We start from the raw sequence: 15,915 nt of genomic DNA, 5'->3' as shown, positions 1-15,915 counted from the left end.
TGTTTGGTAGGTTAACGTACGGCCATGAGCAGCGTCGAGGAGTTCCGCACCGAGGTCCGCGGATGGCTCCGCACCCACCTCACCGGCGAGTTCGCCGCCCTCAAGGGCCGCGGCGGACCCGGCCGCGAACACGAGGCCTTCGCCGAACGCCTGGCCTGGGAGCGGCACATGGCGGCCCACGGCTGGACCTGCATCGGCTGGCCGCCCGAACACGGCGGCCGCGGCGCGAGCATCGGGCAGCAGATCGCCTTCCACGAGGAGTACGCCCTCGCCGACGCCCCCGCCCGCGTGAACCACATCGGCGAACAGCTCCTCGGCCCCACCCTCATCGACCACGGCACCGAGGAGCAGAAGGCCCGCTTCCTCCCGCCGATCCGGGCCGTGCAGGAGCTGTGGTGCCAGGGCTACAGCGAACCGGGCGCCGGCTCCGACCTCGCGGCGGTCCGCACCCGGGCCGCCCTGCACGACGGGGAGTGGGTGATCGACGGCCAGAAGACCTGGACCTCCCTCGCCCACGAGGCCCAGTGGTGCTTCGTCCTGGCCCGCACCGAAGCGGGCTCGCGCCGCCACGCCGGGCTGTCCTACCTGCTCGTCCCCCTCGACGGGCCCGGCGTCGAGATCCGCCCGATCGTCCAGCTCACCGGCACCTCCGAATTCAACGAGGTCTTCTTCGACGGAGCCCGTACCCACGCCTCGCACGTCGTCGGCGCCCCCGGCGACGGCTGGGCCGTGGCCATGGCCACCCTCGGCTACGAACGCGGCGTCTCCACCCTCGGCCAGCAGGTCGGCTTCCGCCGCGAACTCGAAGCCCTCGCCGCCCTCGCCACCGCCAACGGCGCCCTCGCCGACCCGCTCCTGAGCGACCGCCTCGCCCGCGCCTGGACCGGCCTGGAGGCCATGCGGGCCCTCGCCCTGCTGCCCGCCACCCCGCCCTCCCTGGCCAAGCTGTACTGGGCCCGCTGGCACCGCGACCTCGGCGAACTCGCCATGGACGTGCGCGGCGCCGCCTCACTGCTGGCCGCGGGCGCGCACGGGGAGGCGTACGACCTCGACGACTGGCAGCGCCTCTTCCTCTTCTCCCGCGCCGACACCCTCTACGCCGGGTCCGACGAGATCCAGCGCACCATCGTCGCCGAGCGCGTCCTCGGCCTTCCCAAGGAGGTACGGGCATGAGCCCCGCACCCGCCTACGTCCCGGCCCACGGACTGCTCCGCGGCCGCACCGCCGTCATCACCGCGGCCGCCGGCGCCGGGATCGGCGGCGCCACCGCCCGCCGCTTCCTGGAGGAGGGCGCCGACGTCCTGATCGGCGACGCCCACGCCCGCCGCCTGAAGGAGACCGAGGAAGCCCTCGCCGCCGAGTTCGGCGCCGCCCGCGTCGCCTCCCTGCCCTGCGACGTCACCGACGAGGACCAGGTCCAGGCCCTGTTCGCGCGGGCCGAAGAGCTCCACGGCGGCCTCGACGTCGTCGTCAACAACGCCGGACTCGGCGGCACCGCCGACCTCGTCGACATGAGCGACGAGGCGTGGAACAAGGTCCTCGACGTCACCCTGAACGGAACCTTCCGCTGCACCCGCGCCGCCCTGCGCTCCCTGAAGGCGTCCGGGCGCGGCGGCGTCGTCGTCAACAACGCCTCCGTCGTCGGCTGGCGCGCCCAGACCGGCCAGGCCCACTACGCCGCCGCCAAGGCCGGGGTGATGGCCCTGACCCGCTGCGCCGCGCTGGAGGCCGCCGCGTTCGGCGTGCGCGTCAACGCCGTCGCCCCGAGCCTGGCCATGCACCCGCACCTGGTGAAGGTCACCAGCGAGGAGCTGCTCACCGAGCTCACCGCCCGCGAGGCCTTCGGCCGCTACGCCGAACCCTGGGAGATCGCCAACGTCATCGTCTTCCTGGCCGGCGCGTACTCCTCGTACATGACGGGCGAGACCGTCTCGGTCAGCAGCCAGCACGCGTAGCCGCAGAATGGGCCCGTGCCAACGAACAAGAAGAAGACGCAGGTGACGGCCTCGCCCGAGCGCCGTCGCGAACTCCTCGACACCGCCGCCGAGGTCTTCGCGGCCCAGGGCTACAACGCCACCACCGTCCGCAAGATCGCGGACGCCGCCGGCATGCTCGCCGGCAGCCTCTACTACCACTTCGATTCCAAGGAATCGATGCTCGACGAGATCCTCTCGGCCTTCCTGAACGAGCTGTGGGCGGGCTACGACACCGTCCTCGCCGCCGGTCTCGGCCCCAGGGAGACCATCGAGGCCCTCGTCACCGAGTCCTTCCGGGAGATCGACCGGCACCGCGCCGCCGTCGCCATCTACCAGAAGGAGTCCCGGCACCTGTCCGCGCAGCCCCGCTTCCACTACCTCTCCGACTCGCAGGTCAAGTTCGAGAAGGCCTGGCTCGGAACGCTGGAGCGCGGGGTCGCCGCCCGGGTCTTCCGGGCCGACCTCGACATCCGCCTCACCTACCGCTTCGTCCGCGACACGGTGTGGGTCGCCGCCTCCTGGTACCGGCCCGGCGGCCAGCACAGCCCCGAGGAGATCGCCCGCCAGTACCTGTCGATGGTGCTGGACGGGATCGCCGTACGCACGTAACCCCCCAAGAGGAGTCCCGATGCCCGAGGCCTACATAGTCGACGCCGTCCGCACGCCCGTGGGGCGCCGGGGCGGCGGGCTGTCCGCCGTGCACCCCGCCGACCTCGGCGCACACGTCCTGAAGGCGCTGGTGGAACGGACCGGGATCGACCCGGCCGCCGTCGAGGACGTGGTCTTCGGCTGCCTCGACACCGTCGGCCCGCAGGCCGGGGACATCGCCCGGACGGCCTGGCTGGCGGCGGGCCTGCCCGAGGAGGTGCCGGGGGTCACCGTCGACCGCCAGTGCGGCTCCTCCCAGCAGGCCGTCCACTTCGCCGCGCAGGGCGTGCTGTCCGGCACCCAGGACCTGGTGGTCGCGGGCGGCACCCAGAACATGTCGATGATCCCCATCGCCTTCGCCTCCCGGCAGGCGGCCGAACCCCTGGGCTTCACCGAGGGCCCCTACGCGGGCTCGGCGGGCTGGCGCGCCCGCTACGGCGACGCCCCGGTCAACCAGTTCCACGGGGCGCAGCTGATCGCCGAGAAGTGGGGGATCTCGCGCCGCGACATGGAGGAGTTCGCCCTGCGCTCCCACCAGCGGGCGCTGCGGGCGATCGACGAGGGCCGCTTCGCGCGCGAGACCGTCCCGTACGGGGACGTGAGCGCGGACGAGGGGCCGCGCCGGGACACCTCCCTGGAGAAGATGGCGGGCCTGAAGCCGGTCGTGGAGGGCGGCACCATCACCGCGGCCGTCTCCTCGCAGGTCTCCGACGGCGCGGCGGCCATGCTGATCGCCTCCGCCCGGGCGGTCGCCGAACACGGCCTCACCCCCCGGGCCCGCATCCACCACCTCTCCGTGCGCGGGGAGGACCCGATCCGGATGCTGTCCGCGCCGATCCCCGCGACCGCGTACGCCCTGAAGAAGACGGGCCTGGCGCTGTCCGACATCGACCTGGTCGAGATCAACGAGGCCTTCGCCCCGGTGGTCCTGGCCTGGCTGAAGGAGACCGGCGCCGACCCGGACCGGGTGAACGTCAACGGCGGCGCGATCGCCCTGGGCCATCCGCTGGGCGCGACGGGTGTCAAGCTCATGACCACGCTGCTGCACGAGCTGGAACGCACCGGCGGCCGCTACGGCCTCCAGACCATGTGCGAGGGCGGCGGGCAGGCCAACGTGACGATCATCGAACGGCTGTAGACGCAGGTCAGGGGCCCGGACGGAAGACTCCCGACCGTCCGGGCAGCGCGCCCCCGGGGAGGTGTGCTAGCTTTGGACGCGTTGCAGTTGTGGTACCCATGAACTTTATGTGCGCCTGACGGGAATGCTCCGACAGGCGCTTTAATTGTTTTTACCGGGATCTCCGGATGGGGCCCTTGCCGCCTATTCAGGAGATTCAAATGGCACTTGGCACCGTGAAGTGGTTCAACTCGGAAAAGGGCTTCGGCTTCATCGAGCAGGACGGTGGCGGCCCGGACGTCTTCGCCCACTACTCGAACATCGCCACCCAGGGCTTCCGTGAGCTCCAGGAGGGCCAGCGCGTGTCCTTCGACGTGACCCAGGGCCAGAAGGGCCCCCAGGCGGAGAACATCCTCCCCGCCAACTAAGTACGTCAGCCGGCCGGGGTCCGCACCGCGAGGTGCGGGCCCCGGCTTGTCTGCTGTTTCACCCGCGTTCGCACCCCACCGCGTGCGAACGTGCGTACCTGCCGGTTTCAGGAGGGCTTTTTCCGCATGACCAGCTCCAGCTCCGCACGACCCAGCCGCCGCCCCACTCGGGGCCGAGGTGCGGCCCAGGGACGTCCGAAGGCTGGCGCGGGACGGCAGAAGTCCGCCCCCGTTGCCCGGCCGCAAGAATTCACCATGCCCGAACCGCTGACCCCGGCCCTCGCGCCGGTGGCCGCGTTCGAGGACATGGGCATGCCCGAGGCGCTGCTGAAGACCCTCGCCGCCCAGGGCGTGACCGAGCCGTTCCCCATCCAGGCCGCCACGCTGCCGAACTCCCTCGCCGGCCGTGACCTGCTCGGCCGCGGCCGCACCGGCTCCGGCAAGACGCTGGCCTTCGGCCTGGCGCTGCTGGCCCGCACCGCCGGTCACCGCGCCCAGCCGAAGCAGCCGCTCGCGCTGGTCCTCGTGCCGACCCGTGAGCTCGCGCAGCAGGTCACCGACGCCCTGGCGCCGTACGCCACGTCCGTGAACCTGCGCATCGCGACCGTCGTCGGCGGCATGTCGATCAACCGGCAGTCCGGCGCCCTGCGCCGCGGCGCCGAGGTGCTCGTCGCCACCCCCGGCCGCCTGAAGGACCTCATCGACCGCGGCGACGCCGACCTCTCCCAGGTCGCCGTCACGGTCCTCGACGAGGCCGACCAGATGACCGACATGGGCTTCATGCCGCAGGTCACCGCCCTGCTCAAGCAGGTCGCGCCCGGCGGGCAGACCATGCTGTTCTCGGCGACCCTCGACAAGAACATCGACAAGCTCGTCAAGATGTTCCTCACCGACCCCGTCGCCTTCTCCGTCGACCCGTCCGCCGGCGCGGTCAGCACGATGGAGCACCACGTCCTGTACGTCATGGACGAGACCGACAAGAAGGCCGTGGCCACGCGCATAGCCGCTCGCGACGGCCGGGTGATCATGTTCGTCGACACCAAGCGCGGGGTCGACCGCATGGTCAAGAAGCTCCTCGCGGACGGTGTCCGCGCCTCCGGCCTGCACGGCGGCCGCTCGCAGCCGCAGCGCAACCGCACCCTCGACTGGTTCAAGACGGGCGAGGTCACCGCACTGGTCGCCACCAACGTGGCCGCGCGCGGCATCCACATCGACGACCTCGACCTGGTCGTCAACGTGGACCCGCCGACGGACCACAAGGACTACCTGCACCGCGGCGGCCGCACGGCCCGCGCGGGCGAGTCCGGCAGCGTCGTCACCCTGGTCCTGCCCGACCAGAAGCGCGACATGACCCGGCTGATGTCGGACGCCGGCATCACCCCGCGCACCGCGCAGATCAAGTCCTCCGACGAGGAGCTCGCCCGCCTCACCGGCGCCAAGGAGCCCTCGGGCATCCCCGTGGTGCTGGAGGTGCCGCAGGCCACCCCGCCGAAGCAGCGCTCCGGCTCGGGCTCGGGCTCCGGCTCGGCGCGCCGCCGTTCGGGCGCCCCGCGCACCGGTTCCGCCACGGGCGGCGCCCCGGCGGGCGGCGGCCGCGGCCGTCGCACCGGCGGCGCCTCCGGGCAGGCCCCCGCCTCCGCCGGGTCCGGCCAGGGCCGTCGCGGCCAGGGCGGCCAGGGCGGCTCCGGCTCGGGCTCCGCAGCGGCGGGCCAGGGCCGGCGCACCGGGGGCGGCGCCTCCGGCGGCGCGGCCGCCGCCTCCGCGCGCAGCCGCGTCGGCACCGGCGGCCAGGGCCGCCGCCGCGCGGTCTGACGGGCGGACGTACGACGACGAAGGAGCCGGGCGGCGCGCGATGCGCCGCCCGGCTCCTTCGCGTTCCGGCCGCGGTGGACCGCCGTCAGCGGACCATCTTGGACTGGAGCCTCGCCAGGGTTCCCAGGTCCAGGCCGAGGCCCTTCGTCAGGTAGCCGTAGAAGCTGCCGTAGTCGGCCTCCATCCGCGCCGTCGCCGCGTCCAGGTAGTCCTGGCGGACCTCCTGGAGCGGGATCAGCAGGTCCGGGTTCTGCATCCGGCCCGACTGCTTGAGGCCCGCCCGGACCTGGGCGTCGTAGGCCCCCCGGAAGGTGTTCGAGGCCAGGTAGTCGGCCCCGGCGCTCTGCTCCGGCACGCCCAGCGCGCGCAGCAGGACGTAACTCATCCAGCCGGTACGGTCCTTGCCCGAGGTGCAGTGGTACAGCAGCGGGCCCTGCCGGCCGTCCGCGATCTCCCGCAGCGTCGCCGCGAACTGCGCCCGGTTCTCGGGGCTGCTCACGAAGGTGCGGTAGATGTCGCGCATGTAGGACTCGGCGCGGCCCCCGCCGAGCATCTGTTCCTGCTGGACGGGGTCACCGCTGCCGATCGCGGTCATCAGGGTCCCGTACAGGCCCAGGTCGCTGACCGGGCGGGAGGTGGCGGCGAGGCCGGGCGGCAGCCGGTCGGCGCCGTCGTACTGGACCTCCAGGGGGATGCGGAAGTCCACGGCCTTCGTGAGGCCCAGACCCGCGACGGTGGTGATGTCCGCCGGGGTCAGCTTGCCGAGCGCGTCGGAGCGGTAGACCAGCCCCTGGCGGACCTGCCCGCCGGTGTAGGTGCGGTAGCCGCCGACGTCGCGGACGTTGACGGCTCCCTGGAGGGGGATCTGGCGGATCGCCGGGGCCTGCGGCCGGTGCGGGGCGCTGCGGCCCGCGGGGGCGGCCGCCACCGCGGGCGCGGCGGCCACCGCGGGCGCGGCGGCGGGCAGGGCGGCGACGAGGGCCAGCGAGGCGACGGCCGCCGCGGTCGCCAGGCGGGTTCGGGCACGGCTCATTGGATACGACTCCCGTGACGGAGAAGGGGGATCACCCTGGTGGAGGCAGGGTGCGGAGCGTGTGCAGTACCGCGTGTGCCTCGGCCATGACGCGGCCGACGAGCTCCGCACAGGACGGCAGATCCTCGATCACCCCCGCGACCTGGCCGGATGCCATGACTCCGAGGTCCGTACGGCCCTCGACCATGGACGCCTTCAGGAGCATCGGGGTGTTCGCGGCGAGCAGGACCTGGCTCCAGGACAGGTCCTTGCCGTGCTTCATCGCCAGCCCGTCGCGCACCATCCGCGACCAGGTCAGGCCCGACAGCTTCTTGAACCCCGCCGCGTGCCGCACCGCCCGGGCCAGCGCCCGGGCGCGGCCCGCCCGCTCCAATGCCTCGACGAGCTCGGTGCGCAGCATCCGGTGCGGCAGCCCGTCGACGGCGGTGGTGACGGTGACGTCCTTGACGGTCGCCTTCAGGTACTCGGCCTTGACGGCGTCCGGGACGGGGGAGTCGGAGGTCAGCAGGAAGCGGGTGCCCATGGCGATGCCCGCGGCGCCGTAGGCCAGCGCCGCGACCAGGCCGCGGCCGTCGCGGAAGCCGCCCGCCGCGACCACCGGGATGTCCACGGCGTCGACCACCTGCGGCAGCAGCACCGTGGTCGCCACGTCCCCGGTGTGGCCGCCGCCCTCGCCGCCCTGCACGATCACCGCGTCCGCGCCCCAGGCCGCGACCTTCTCGGCGTGCCGGCGCGCCCCGATGGAGGGGATCACCACCACGCCCGCGTCCTTGAGGCGGGCGATCAGCTCCCTGGAGGGGGCCAGGGCGAAGGAGGCCACCCGTACGCCCTCGTCGATGATCAGCTGGGCGCGCTCGGCCGCGTCCCCGGCGTCCGCGCGCAGATTGACCCCGAAGGGGGCGTCCGTACGGGACTTCACCTCGTGGACGGCCGCCCGCAGCTGCTCGGTGGTCATCGTCGCCGAGGCGAGGATGCCGAGCGCCCCGGCTTCGGCCGCCGCCGACACCAGGCGCGGGCCGGCCACCCAGCCCATGCCCGTCTGGACGATGGGGTGGCGGACGCCGACGAGCCGGGTGAAGGCGGTCTCCATGGCGGGCGCCGCCGCCTGCGGTGCCACGTCAGACCCGTACTTCGCGGTCGCGCAGGCCCTTGGGGTCGATCACCTCGCGGATCAGCCGCAGCTCCTCGCCGGTCGGCTCGCGGGTGTAGGGGACCTCACCGCCCGCGGGCAGCGCCAGCTCGAAGCCGGTGGCCTCGCGGACCCGGTCCAGGGTGACGCCCGGGTGCAGGGAGGCCAGCCGCATCGTGCGGCCCGGGCCCTCGAAGTCGAAGACGCCGAGGTCGCTGACGACGCGAGGCAGGCGGTGGAAGCGGGTGACCCCGGCGGCCTCGGCGCGGTCGTGGCCGACGCCGCTGACCATGTCGACGCGCTCGACGAACACCCGGGGGGAGTGCTTGGGGATCCAGTAGCTCACCGGGTTGTTCAGGGTGTTGACGGGGGCCCCGCGCACGCCCAGGAGCTGGCGGGCGGGCCGCTCCCAGTCGCCGATGCAGGAGATGTTCTGGTTGCCGTACCGGTCGATCTGGCTGGCGCCCATCATCACGTGCCGCCGCCCGCCCGTGACCATCGTCAGGTGCCTGCGGTACGGGAGCCAGCCCTCGGGCGTGCCGTCCAGGCCGACCAGGGTGGCCTCGCCGTCGGTGAGCAGGAGGTCGGGGGAGAAGGTGCGCTTGGCGAGGCGGGCGCCGAAGGCGGGGACCAGGCCCATCGGGCTGGCGAGGACCTCGCCGTTGTCGCGCCAGGCCTCGGCGCAGGCGATCACGCAGTACTCGGGGCGGGTGGGCAGGGCGGTCACTGCTGCTCCTCGTGCCAGGCGCGGACGGCGCTCTGGTAGTCGTGTTCGCCCGGGCCCGACAGGAAGCGGGCGGCGAACTCCGGCCAGGGGGTGGTGGCGTACATCTTCTGGAAGGCCTCGTCGCGGTCGTAGTCGGGCACGCAGGAGGTGAAGTGCGCGCCGTTCGGGGTCTCCACGACCCCGGTCACCGCGTGCCGGCTGACCAGGAGGGACTGCAAGGGGCCCGACTTGGCCAGCTCGGCGCTCTCCACGAGCTGTTCGCAGGAGACGTACGCGGTGTCGGCGGCCTCGCAGAACAGGTCGTCGAAGTAGGGGTCGGGGCCCAGGTACTGGCCGTTGCCGAGGCGGTCGGCGCGGCTCAGGTGGACCAGAGCCGCGTCCATGCGCAGGGCGGGGACGGCGACGAACTCCTCGCCGTCGGCGTACGGGGAGGTGACGGTGCGCAGTTCCGGGTTGACCCGCATCACGTCGGAGCCGAGACCGGCCCGGACGGGCAGGAAGGGCAGCCGGTTCGCGGCGGCGTGCAGGCCCCACATGAACATGGCCTCGTCGTACTCGGTCAGGGCGAACGCGCCGCTCTCGCGGGCGGCCCGGTAGTGCGGCTCCAGCGGGATCGAGTCGAGGGTGACGAAGGGGGTGACCAGGCGGCTGATCCGGCCGGCGGCGGCGAGCAGGCCGACGTCCGGGCCGCCGTACGCGATGACGGTCAGATCGGTGATCTCGGACCGGAGCAGTGCTCTGACCAGGGCCATCGGCTTGCGCCGGGAGCCCCAGCCGCCGATCCCGAGGGTCATGCCGCTGCGCAGCCGGCCGACCACCTCGTCGGGGGTCATGGTCTTGTCGGTCACGGGGTGCTCCCGTCCTTTCCGGAGGCGGCTGCGCCGAAGGTGTCGCGGACCCGGTCGGCGACCCCGCTGAGGTTGGCCTCGAAGGTGAAGCCCTGTTCGAAGCGGTAACTGCGCCGGACGTCGACGGGGTCGATGCCGTTGATCGCGGCCTTGGCCAGCCGCAGCAGGTAGCCGTCCTTGCGGGCGATCTCGGCGGCCAGCTCCCGGGCGGCCGCCCGCAGTTCCGCGCCCGGGACGACCTTCCACACCGAGCCGTGCCGGTGCAGTTCGGCGGCGGTGGCGGTGCGCGAGGTGTAGTACAGGGCGCGCATCAGGTGCTGGGGGACCAGCCGGGCCAGGTGGGTGGCCGCGCCGAGGGCGCCGCGGTCGAGCTCGGGCAGGCCGAAGACGGCGTCGTCGGAGGCGACGATCGCGTCGGCGTTGCCGACCAGGCCGATGCCGCCGCCCAGGCAGAACCCGTTCACCGCCGCGACGACGGGGACCTCGCACTCGTAGACGGCGGCGAAGGCCTCGTAGCAGCCGCGGTTGGCGCCGATGAGGGCGGCGTGCCCGGTGTCGCGCTGCATCTCCTTGATGTCGACGCCCGCGTTGAAGCCGCGGCCCTCGGCGGCCAGGACCACGCAGCGGACCTCGGGGTCGCGGCCCGCCGCGCGCAGGGCGTCGGCGAGGTCGTACCAGCCGCGTACCGGGAGGGCGTTGACGGGCGGGAAGTCGACTGTGATGAGTGAGACGCCCTTGTCGGGGCTGGAGGTGGAGACACCCATGAGCGGATCAGCTACCTTTCCACCAAACATTTGTTAGGTGAGGAAGGTAGCAGCCGATGGAGCTCAAGGGGAGGGTCATCGTCGTCACCGGCGGAACCCGGGGCGTCGGCGCCGGGATCGCGCGGGCGTTCCTGGCGGCGGGCGCCGACGTCGTGGTCTGCGCCCGCCGGCCACCGCAGCGGCCGGTGGCCGAAGGGGGGCGCGAGGCCGCCTTCGTCCCCGTCGACCTGCGGGATGCCGCCGCCGTGGAGGCCTTCTTCGACGAGGTCGGCGCCCGCCACGGACGCCTGGACTGCCTGGTGAACAACGCGGGCGGCACCCCGTACCGGCTGCTCGGCGAGGGCGGGGCCGAGCGGCACGCCCGGGTCCTCGCGCTGAACCTGATCGCGCCGATGACCGCCTCGCTCGCCGCGTACCCGTGGCTGCGCGAGAGCCGGGGCTCGGTGGTGATGATCGGCAGCGTCAGCGGCACCCGCCCCTCACCCGGCACCGCCGCCTACGGCGCGGCCAAGGCGGGGCTGGAGAACCTGGCCCGCTCCATGGCCGTGGAGTGGGCCCCCGAGGTACGGGTCAACTCGCTGGTGCTCGGCATGGTGCGGACCGAACTCGCGCACCTGCACTACGGCGACGAGGCCGGCCTCGCCGCCGTCGGCCGGACCGTCCCCCTGGGCCGGCTGGCCGAGCCCTCCGACGTGGGGGAGGCGGCCGTCTTCCTCGCCTCCGGGCGGGCGGCCTACATCAGCGGGGCGGCCCTGCTGGTGCACGGGGGCGGGGAACGGCCCGCCTTCCTCGACGCGGCGAACGTCAACAAGGAGAACTGACATGGGCATTGCAGACGGACGAGTGGTCGTCGTGACGGGCGCGGGACGCGGCCTGGGCCGGGCGCACGCGCTGGCCTTCGCGGCGGAGGGGGCCCGGATCGTCGTCAACGACCTGGGCGTGGGCCTGGACGGACTGCCCGGACCGGACGGCCCGGCGGCCCGGGTCGTCGAGGAGATCCGGGCGGCGGGCGGCGAGGCGGTGGCACACGGCGGGGACATCGCGACGGCCGCGGGCGCGGCCTCCCTGGTGGAGTGCGCCCTCGCGGCCTTCGGCCGCCTCGACACCCTCGTCAACAACGCCGGGTTCCTGCGCGACCGGATGCTCGTCAACCTCGACGAGGACGACTGGGACGCGGTGATGCGGGTCCACCTCAAGGGCCACTTCCTGCCGCTCAAGCACGCCGCGGCCTGGTGGCGGGCCGAGGCGAAGGCCGGCCGGCCGGTCGCCGCCCGGGTGGTCAACACCTCCTCGGGCGCGGGCCTGCTCGGCTCCGTCGGCCAGGGCAACTACAGCGCCGCCAAGGCGGGCATCCTCGGCCTGACCCTGGTCGCGGCGGCCGAGATGGGCCGCTACGGGGTCCAGGTCAACGCCATCGCCCCGGCGGCCCGCACCCGCATGACGGAGCAGGCCTTCGCCGAGTCCATGGCGGCCCCCGCCCCCGGCGCCTTCGACGCCATGGCCCCGGAGAACGTCTCCCCGCTGGTGGTCTGGCTCGGCTCGGACGCCGCGGCCGGGGTCACCGGCCGGGTCTTCGAGGCGGAGGGCGGCCGCATCACGGTCATGGAGGGCTGGCACCCCGGCCCCACCACCGACCGTGCCGCCCGCTGGACCCCGGCGGAGGCGGGCGAAGCGGCGGCGAAGCTCCTGGCCGCCTCCCGGCCCCCGGGCGCGGTGTACGGGGCCCAGGCCTAGGCCGCCCCTTTCGTGCCGCGCCCGGCCCGGGCAGCCGCGCGGTGGCGGAGGTTGACGCGCGAGGCCCTCGCCACGGCCGCCGGGCTCAGGAAGCGCAGCGGACCGATGAGGCGCGACGCGAACAGGTGCATGTGCCGCGCCAGCGCCTCGTCGCGGGCCGCCGCCGAGAACATCAGCCGCTCCAGCGGGTTGAAGGGACGGGAGCGGGCGAAGTCGGCGGCCAGCCACTGGTGACCGGCGAGCCGCCGCCGGTGCCTGCGCGCGTACCGCGCGAGCGACCGGTCGAGGCCGCCCCGGCCGGCCAGGGCCGGGCCGGCCTCCTCGGCCAGCCAGTGCGCGGACTGGAGCGCCCACCCGCAGCCCACCCCCCACAGGGGATCGCCGGTCAGGGCGGCGTCACCGATGAGGGCGAGGCCCGGCGCGGCCGCGACGCGGCTGCGCAGCGGGTAGTCGACCGTGCCGGTGATCTTCGAGACGCGCTCGGCGGAGTCCACGGGCGGCGCGTCGGGCAGGGCGCGGACGAAGGCGAGGAAGCTGCCCTCCAGGTCCGCCCGGAAGGCCGGCAGCCGCTTCTTGTCCGGCAGCACCGCGAGGACCGTCACCCCGTCGTCGTTCGGGAACGCGTACGCCATGTCGGGTTCGAGGAACCACGTCTGGCCGAGCCCGCCCGGCAGGGGGAGGCCGCGGAAGTGCGCGAGGTAGCCGAACCGCCCGTTCTCGTGGCTCCGCCCGCGCACCGGGGCGGCGGCCGCCACGGCCGATTCCCTGCCGTCGGCCCCGACCACCAGCCGGGCCCGGATCTCGCGCTCGCCCCGCGGCGTCGACGCGCGCACCCCCGCCGTCCGCCCGGCCTCCCGGACCAGCGCGGTCACCCGGTGGCCCGGGAGCAGCTCGACCCCGGGGGTCGCGGCCGCGCGGGAGCGGATCAGCGGGTCGAGGACGCTGCGCCGCACGTTGTACGCGTACGGCAGCCCGGGACCGCCCGGCGCGGCCCGGGGCACGATCCAGCCCCAGCGGGTGTACCAGCGGGCCTCGTTGCGGACGGCCCCCGCCTCCTCCAGCGCCGGGACGAGCCCCAGTTCGTCCAGCACCGGGTAGGCGTTGGCCGTCAGGGAGTGGGTGCAGAGCCGCTTGTACGCCGCCGGGTCCGAGCGGCGCTCCAGCAGGGCGACGCGGGCGCCGCGCCGGGCCAGCAGGATCGCCGCGGCGCAGCCCGCGAGGCCCGCTCCGCTGATGACGACGTCGTAGTCGCAGGGGTCCTGTTCCGTGCTCTGCGGCTCGGTCATGCGCTGACGCTCCCTTGGGCCGTGGCGGGCGTGCGTGGGGGTGACGCGGTGGGCGGTACGGCTGCCACTGGTGTCAGGTGCATGAAGAGTTGTCAAGGGCGGGGGCGCCGGGAGGCCCCCTCAGGTGCGGAACCAGCGGCGCCTGGACTCCTCCTCCTCCGGCCCCGACGCGCCCTCCGCGGGTGCTTCCGCGGTGATCAGGTCCTGGAACTCGGCCGTCGCGGCGAGCTCGGCCCGGTCCTTGACGCGGTACTTCAGCCCCTCCACCAGGTGCCGCTTCTCGCCGGGCCGCCCGGTCTCCTTGAGCAGCCTGGACAGCAGGACCAGCTCCCGGGGGGCCGCCCCGCGGCCCGCCTCGACCAGCACCCGGTCCGGCCACAGGGCGGGCACTTCGAGCGGCCCGTCCGGGCTGTGCGACGGGGTGACCCGTGCCGACGCGGTGAGCTCGATGAGGTCCTTGGCCCTGCGCTGCGTGGCGATGCTGCGGTTCAGCCGGGTGGGTTCGAGCGGACGGCCCAGCTCCTGGAAAGCGGCGTAGAGGTCCGGGAGGAAGGGGACGGGCAGGTCCCTCGCGGCCAGCGCGAGCAGCCGGTCGGCCTGCCGGTCCTCCCCCTCGTCGCGGAACGCCGCGACGGCCCGGGCCACGCTCATGGGCTCGTCCGTCCAGGGGGTGGCCGCTCCGGGCCCGCGCCACGCCTCCAGCTCCTCGGCGGTCTGCCGGCGGGCGTCCCGGACGCGGTCGATGTCCGCCCGGAGCAGGCGCAGCACCGCCTCGTGCTGGCGCACCAGGTCCTCCAGCTCCTCGATCCGGCGCGTGACGCCGCCCAGCTCCCCCTCCAGCTCCGCCACCTGCTCGTGGGTGGTGGCGCGCTGCTCGAAGGCCTCGTCGAGGCTCTCCCGGATCCGTTCGCCGTGCTCCCGTTCCCGGTCGATCTGCTCGCGCAGCCCGGCCAGTTCGTGCGCCGTCCGTACGCGCTCCTCCTCCAGGGCGATCCCCGACACCGCCTCCTTGTACTCGCGCGCGACCAGCGGCCCCTTGGTGCGGGCGGCCGCGTACAGCAGGCTCCACCCCTCGGCGACCCTGTCCGGCTCCACGGCCCGCCCCGCACCGGCGAGCAGCCGGTGCAGGGCGGGCAGCAGCTCCGGCCGCGGCAGGTTCGCGCCGCTCAGGAAGCGGGAGAGACGGCTGGCGTCCACCGCGGCGGCGGGCTCGTTCTCCCTGAGCCACTTCACGATGTCCGACGAGGACATGCCGAGGTCCTCGCGCAGATCGCGCAGGTGCCGCGCGAACGCGGCCTCCTCGGTGTTGAGCGCGCCCAGCGCGCTCAGCTGCTGCGGCCGGCCGCCGCGCACGGACAGGGACTGCTCCGACATGCACGTTCTCCTCTTGCGAGGCCCGCAAGTTGCGGGCCGTCACGCAATACGGGCTTGCGGCGTCGCCAACAGGACGCCCGGGACGTTCTCTTGCTCCCACGGGCCGCCACCGGGCCCCCGGGAGAAGGAGAACCACGTCATGCCGCGCACCCTACGCACGAGGGACGACGAGAACCGCCCGTTTCTGGAGATCCGCCTCCGCGGACTGCACCTGACCGTCCAGCACGTCCCCTACCGGCTGGTCACCCTGATCACCACCGTCTGCGGGGCCGCCGCCGGAGCCGTCTGGTACCCCCGCTAGGGGCTGTCGTCGAAGTCGCCCCGGTCCGGGGGCCCGGACGGCGCACCGCGCCGCCCCGGCCCCCGGCCGCGGGCAGGGCTCAGCGCTTGAGGGTGAAGGTGAAGTCGCCGGAGAGCCGGCCGTCCAGCCGGACCGCCGATACGAGCCTCCCCTCCGTGAGCAACCGCGCGGCCCCGTTCCGCGACAGACCGCAGCCTTCGGCGATCAGTCGCAGCGGCCGGACGGGGACCGGCGCCGCGAAGCGCACCGACACGTCGAAGGCCTCGTGGAGCGCCGGACGGCCGGAGCCGCCGGTGTCCAGGCGCCAGGCGCCGTCCCAGTCGAGGGCGACGTGGTTGCGCCGGAGCAGGAGCGGATCGCGCAGCAGCTCGGCCGCCAGGGCGAGGTCGTTGTCGTGCAGCCGCTCCAGCAGCCGGGGCGGTACGGAGCGCACGTTGACCCGCTCCAGGACCGTGAGCTTCGCCGTCCGCCCGCACCCGGTGCAGAGCACCAGGAGCCAGACGTCGATGAGCTTGTGGTGCGCGTTGAGACGGAATTTTCCGTCGGCCCGGAAGCGGCCGGCCGCGCACGTGTGGCAGCGGCGCCGGACGAGCGGCAGGCATGTGGGCATGACGACCCAGTTGTTGAGCACAGGAGGACACCGGTTCCAGTGAGAAATCCGCAGCGGGAAGCGGCGCGGCGCGAACGGGCGCGGCGCGCGGCGAGTCAGCAGTCGGGGGGTCTCACACGGTGTACAAC

17 protein-coding genes are annotated in these 15,915 nt (G+C 74.0%); 9 read left to right on the top strand and 8 right to left on the bottom strand.

Annotated features, from left to right (window positions below; genetic code table 11):
- The first annotated feature begins 24 nt into the window (after window positions 1-24).
- The 6 genes from ACGFXC_RS21335 (at window position 25) to ACGFXC_RS21310 (ending at window position 5,981) form a co-directional block, all read left to right on the top strand.
- Window positions 25-1,173, top strand: a complete 1,149-nt coding sequence (locus ACGFXC_RS21335) for an acyl-CoA dehydrogenase family protein (RefSeq protein ID WP_393714995.1) — start codon at window positions 25-27, stop codon at window positions 1,171-1,173.
- Window positions 1,170-1,955 carry an SDR family oxidoreductase gene (locus ACGFXC_RS21330; protein WP_393714993.1) on the top strand — a complete coding sequence of 262 codons (786 nt, stop codon included), beginning with the start codon at window positions 1,170-1,172 and terminating at the stop codon, window positions 1,953-1,955. The genes ACGFXC_RS21335 and ACGFXC_RS21330 overlap by 4 nt, the downstream gene beginning before the upstream one ends.
- Window positions 1,956-1,970: 15 nt before the next feature.
- Complete coding sequence (locus tag ACGFXC_RS21325; RefSeq protein WP_393714991.1) at window positions 1,971-2,585, top strand: TetR/AcrR family transcriptional regulator; 615 nt, start codon at window positions 1,971-1,973, stop codon at window positions 2,583-2,585.
- 19 nt (window positions 2,586-2,604) lie between these two features.
- Complete coding sequence (locus ACGFXC_RS21320; RefSeq protein ID WP_393714989.1) at window positions 2,605-3,762, top strand: acetyl-CoA C-acetyltransferase; 1,158 nt, start codon at window positions 2,605-2,607, stop codon at window positions 3,760-3,762.
- A gap of 200 nt (window positions 3,763-3,962) precedes the next feature.
- Complete coding sequence (locus ACGFXC_RS21315; protein ID WP_030707191.1) at window positions 3,963-4,169, top strand: cold-shock protein; 207 nt, start codon at window positions 3,963-3,965, stop codon at window positions 4,167-4,169.
- A gap of 126 nt (window positions 4,170-4,295) precedes the next feature.
- Window positions 4,296-5,981: a DEAD/DEAH box helicase gene (locus tag ACGFXC_RS21310; protein ID WP_393714987.1), complete on the top strand. Its 1,686-nt coding sequence runs from the start codon at window positions 4,296-4,298 to the stop codon at window positions 5,979-5,981.
- Window positions 5,982-6,066: 85 nt separating this feature from the next.
- Here ACGFXC_RS21310 and ACGFXC_RS21305 read toward each other — a convergent pair whose 3' ends face one another.
- From ACGFXC_RS21305 to ACGFXC_RS21285, 5 genes are read right to left on the bottom strand one after another with little or no spacing between them, the layout of a single operon-like run.
- Window positions 6,067-7,014, bottom strand: coding sequence for a tyrosine-protein phosphatase (locus ACGFXC_RS21305; RefSeq protein ID WP_393714985.1), 948 nt, complete (start codon window positions 7,012-7,014; stop codon window positions 6,067-6,069).
- A gap of 31 nt (window positions 7,015-7,045) precedes the next feature.
- The gene (locus ACGFXC_RS21300; RefSeq protein WP_393714983.1) at window positions 7,046-8,131 is read right to left on the bottom strand and encodes an NAD(P)H-dependent flavin oxidoreductase; all 1,086 of its coding nucleotides are present in this window, start codon (window positions 8,129-8,131) and stop codon (window positions 7,046-7,048) included.
- Window position 8,132: 1 nt separating this feature from the next.
- A complete protein-coding gene (locus tag ACGFXC_RS21295; RefSeq protein ID WP_393715354.1) occupies window positions 8,133-8,861 on the bottom strand; it encodes a CoA-transferase subunit beta in 729 nt (242 codons plus the stop codon).
- Between the two features lie 5 nt (window positions 8,862-8,866).
- A complete protein-coding gene (locus ACGFXC_RS21290; protein ID WP_393714981.1) occupies window positions 8,867-9,718 on the bottom strand; it encodes a CoA transferase subunit A in 852 nt (283 codons plus the stop codon).
- Window positions 9,715-10,482: an enoyl-CoA hydratase family protein gene (locus ACGFXC_RS21285; protein WP_393714979.1), complete on the bottom strand. Its 768-nt coding sequence runs from the start codon at window positions 10,480-10,482 to the stop codon at window positions 9,715-9,717. Before ACGFXC_RS21285 ends, ACGFXC_RS21290 begins: the two co-directional genes overlap by 4 nt.
- A gap of 56 nt (window positions 10,483-10,538) precedes the next feature.
- On the opposite strand from ACGFXC_RS21285, the gene ACGFXC_RS21280 reads away from it, so the two are divergent.
- Window positions 10,539-11,303, top strand: coding sequence for an SDR family oxidoreductase (locus tag ACGFXC_RS21280; RefSeq protein ID WP_393714977.1), 765 nt, complete (start codon window positions 10,539-10,541; stop codon window positions 11,301-11,303).
- A gap of 1 nt (window position 11,304) precedes the next feature.
- Window positions 11,305-12,216: an SDR family oxidoreductase gene (locus ACGFXC_RS21275; RefSeq protein WP_393714975.1), complete on the top strand. Its 912-nt coding sequence runs from the start codon at window positions 11,305-11,307 to the stop codon at window positions 12,214-12,216.
- Here ACGFXC_RS21275 and ACGFXC_RS21270 read toward each other — a convergent pair.
- A complete protein-coding gene (locus ACGFXC_RS21270; protein WP_393714973.1) occupies window positions 12,213-13,502 on the bottom strand; it encodes an NAD(P)/FAD-dependent oxidoreductase in 1,290 nt (429 codons plus the stop codon). The genes ACGFXC_RS21275 and ACGFXC_RS21270 overlap by 4 nt on opposite strands.
- Before the next feature lie 120 nt (window positions 13,503-13,622).
- A complete protein-coding gene (locus ACGFXC_RS21265; protein WP_393714971.1) occupies window positions 13,623-14,876 on the bottom strand; it encodes a hypothetical protein in 1,254 nt (417 codons plus the stop codon).
- Window positions 14,877-15,015: 139 nt separating this feature from the next.
- Here ACGFXC_RS21265 and ACGFXC_RS21260 point away from each other — a divergent pair, with 139 nt between their 5' ends.
- Complete coding sequence (locus tag ACGFXC_RS21260) at window positions 15,016-15,177, top strand: hypothetical protein (RefSeq protein ID WP_393714969.1); 162 nt, start codon at window positions 15,016-15,018, stop codon at window positions 15,175-15,177.
- A gap of 79 nt (window positions 15,178-15,256) precedes the next feature.
- On the opposite strand, the gene ACGFXC_RS21255 is transcribed toward ACGFXC_RS21260, so the two are convergent.
- Window positions 15,257-15,787 (bottom strand): DUF1062 domain-containing protein, encoded by a 531-nt coding sequence (locus ACGFXC_RS21255; protein ID WP_393714967.1) that lies wholly within the window; start codon window positions 15,785-15,787, stop codon window positions 15,257-15,259.
- Window positions 15,788-15,915 lie beyond the last annotated feature (128 nt).

Source organism: Streptomyces sp. NPDC048507 (assembly GCF_043199995.1).
Taxonomy (GTDB): Bacteria; Actinomycetota; Actinomycetes; order Streptomycetales; family Streptomycetaceae; genus Streptomyces.
The sequence above is the reverse complement of the archived record's forward strand: the minus strand, read 5'-3'. Positions and strand labels throughout refer to the sequence as shown.

Excerpts from the sequence above, each read along its gene's own strand:
- ACGFXC_RS21320 (WP_393714989.1), top strand. The coding sequence starts at position 2,605 with ATGCCCGAGGCCTACATAGTCGACGCCGTCCGCACGCCCGTGGGGCGC.
- ACGFXC_RS21280 (WP_393714977.1), top strand. The coding sequence starts at position 10,539 with ATGGAGCTCAAGGGGAGGGTCATCGTCGTCACCGGCGGAACCCGGGGC.
- ACGFXC_RS21255 (WP_393714967.1), bottom strand. The coding sequence starts at position 15,787 with ATGCCCACATGCCTGCCGCTCGTCCGGCGCCGCTGCCACACGTGCGCG.
- ACGFXC_RS21315 (WP_030707191.1), top strand. The coding sequence starts at position 3,963 with ATGGCACTTGGCACCGTGAAGTGGTTCAACTCGGAAAAGGGCTTCGGC.
- ACGFXC_RS21265 (WP_393714971.1), bottom strand. The coding sequence starts at position 14,876 with ATGTCGGAGCAGTCCCTGTCCGTGCGCGGCGGCCGGCCGCAGCAGCTG.
- ACGFXC_RS21335 (WP_393714995.1), top strand. The coding sequence starts at position 25 with ATGAGCAGCGTCGAGGAGTTCCGCACCGAGGTCCGCGGATGGCTCCGC.
- ACGFXC_RS21330 (WP_393714993.1), top strand. The coding sequence starts at position 1,170 with ATGAGCCCCGCACCCGCCTACGTCCCGGCCCACGGACTGCTCCGCGGC.
- ACGFXC_RS21275 (WP_393714975.1), top strand. The coding sequence starts at position 11,305 with ATGGGCATTGCAGACGGACGAGTGGTCGTCGTGACGGGCGCGGGACGC.
- ACGFXC_RS21310 (WP_393714987.1), top strand. The coding sequence starts at position 4,296 with ATGACCAGCTCCAGCTCCGCACGACCCAGCCGCCGCCCCACTCGGGGC.
- ACGFXC_RS21305 (WP_393714985.1), bottom strand. The coding sequence starts at position 7,014 with ATGAGCCGTGCCCGAACCCGCCTGGCGACCGCGGCGGCCGTCGCCTCG.
- ACGFXC_RS21270 (WP_393714973.1), bottom strand. The coding sequence starts at position 13,502 with ATGACCGAGCCGCAGAGCACGGAACAGGACCCCTGCGACTACGACGTC.
- ACGFXC_RS21260 (WP_393714969.1), top strand. The coding sequence starts at position 15,016 with ATGCCGCGCACCCTACGCACGAGGGACGACGAGAACCGCCCGTTTCTG.
- ACGFXC_RS21285 (WP_393714979.1), bottom strand. The coding sequence starts at position 10,482 with ATGGGTGTCTCCACCTCCAGCCCCGACAAGGGCGTCTCACTCATCACA.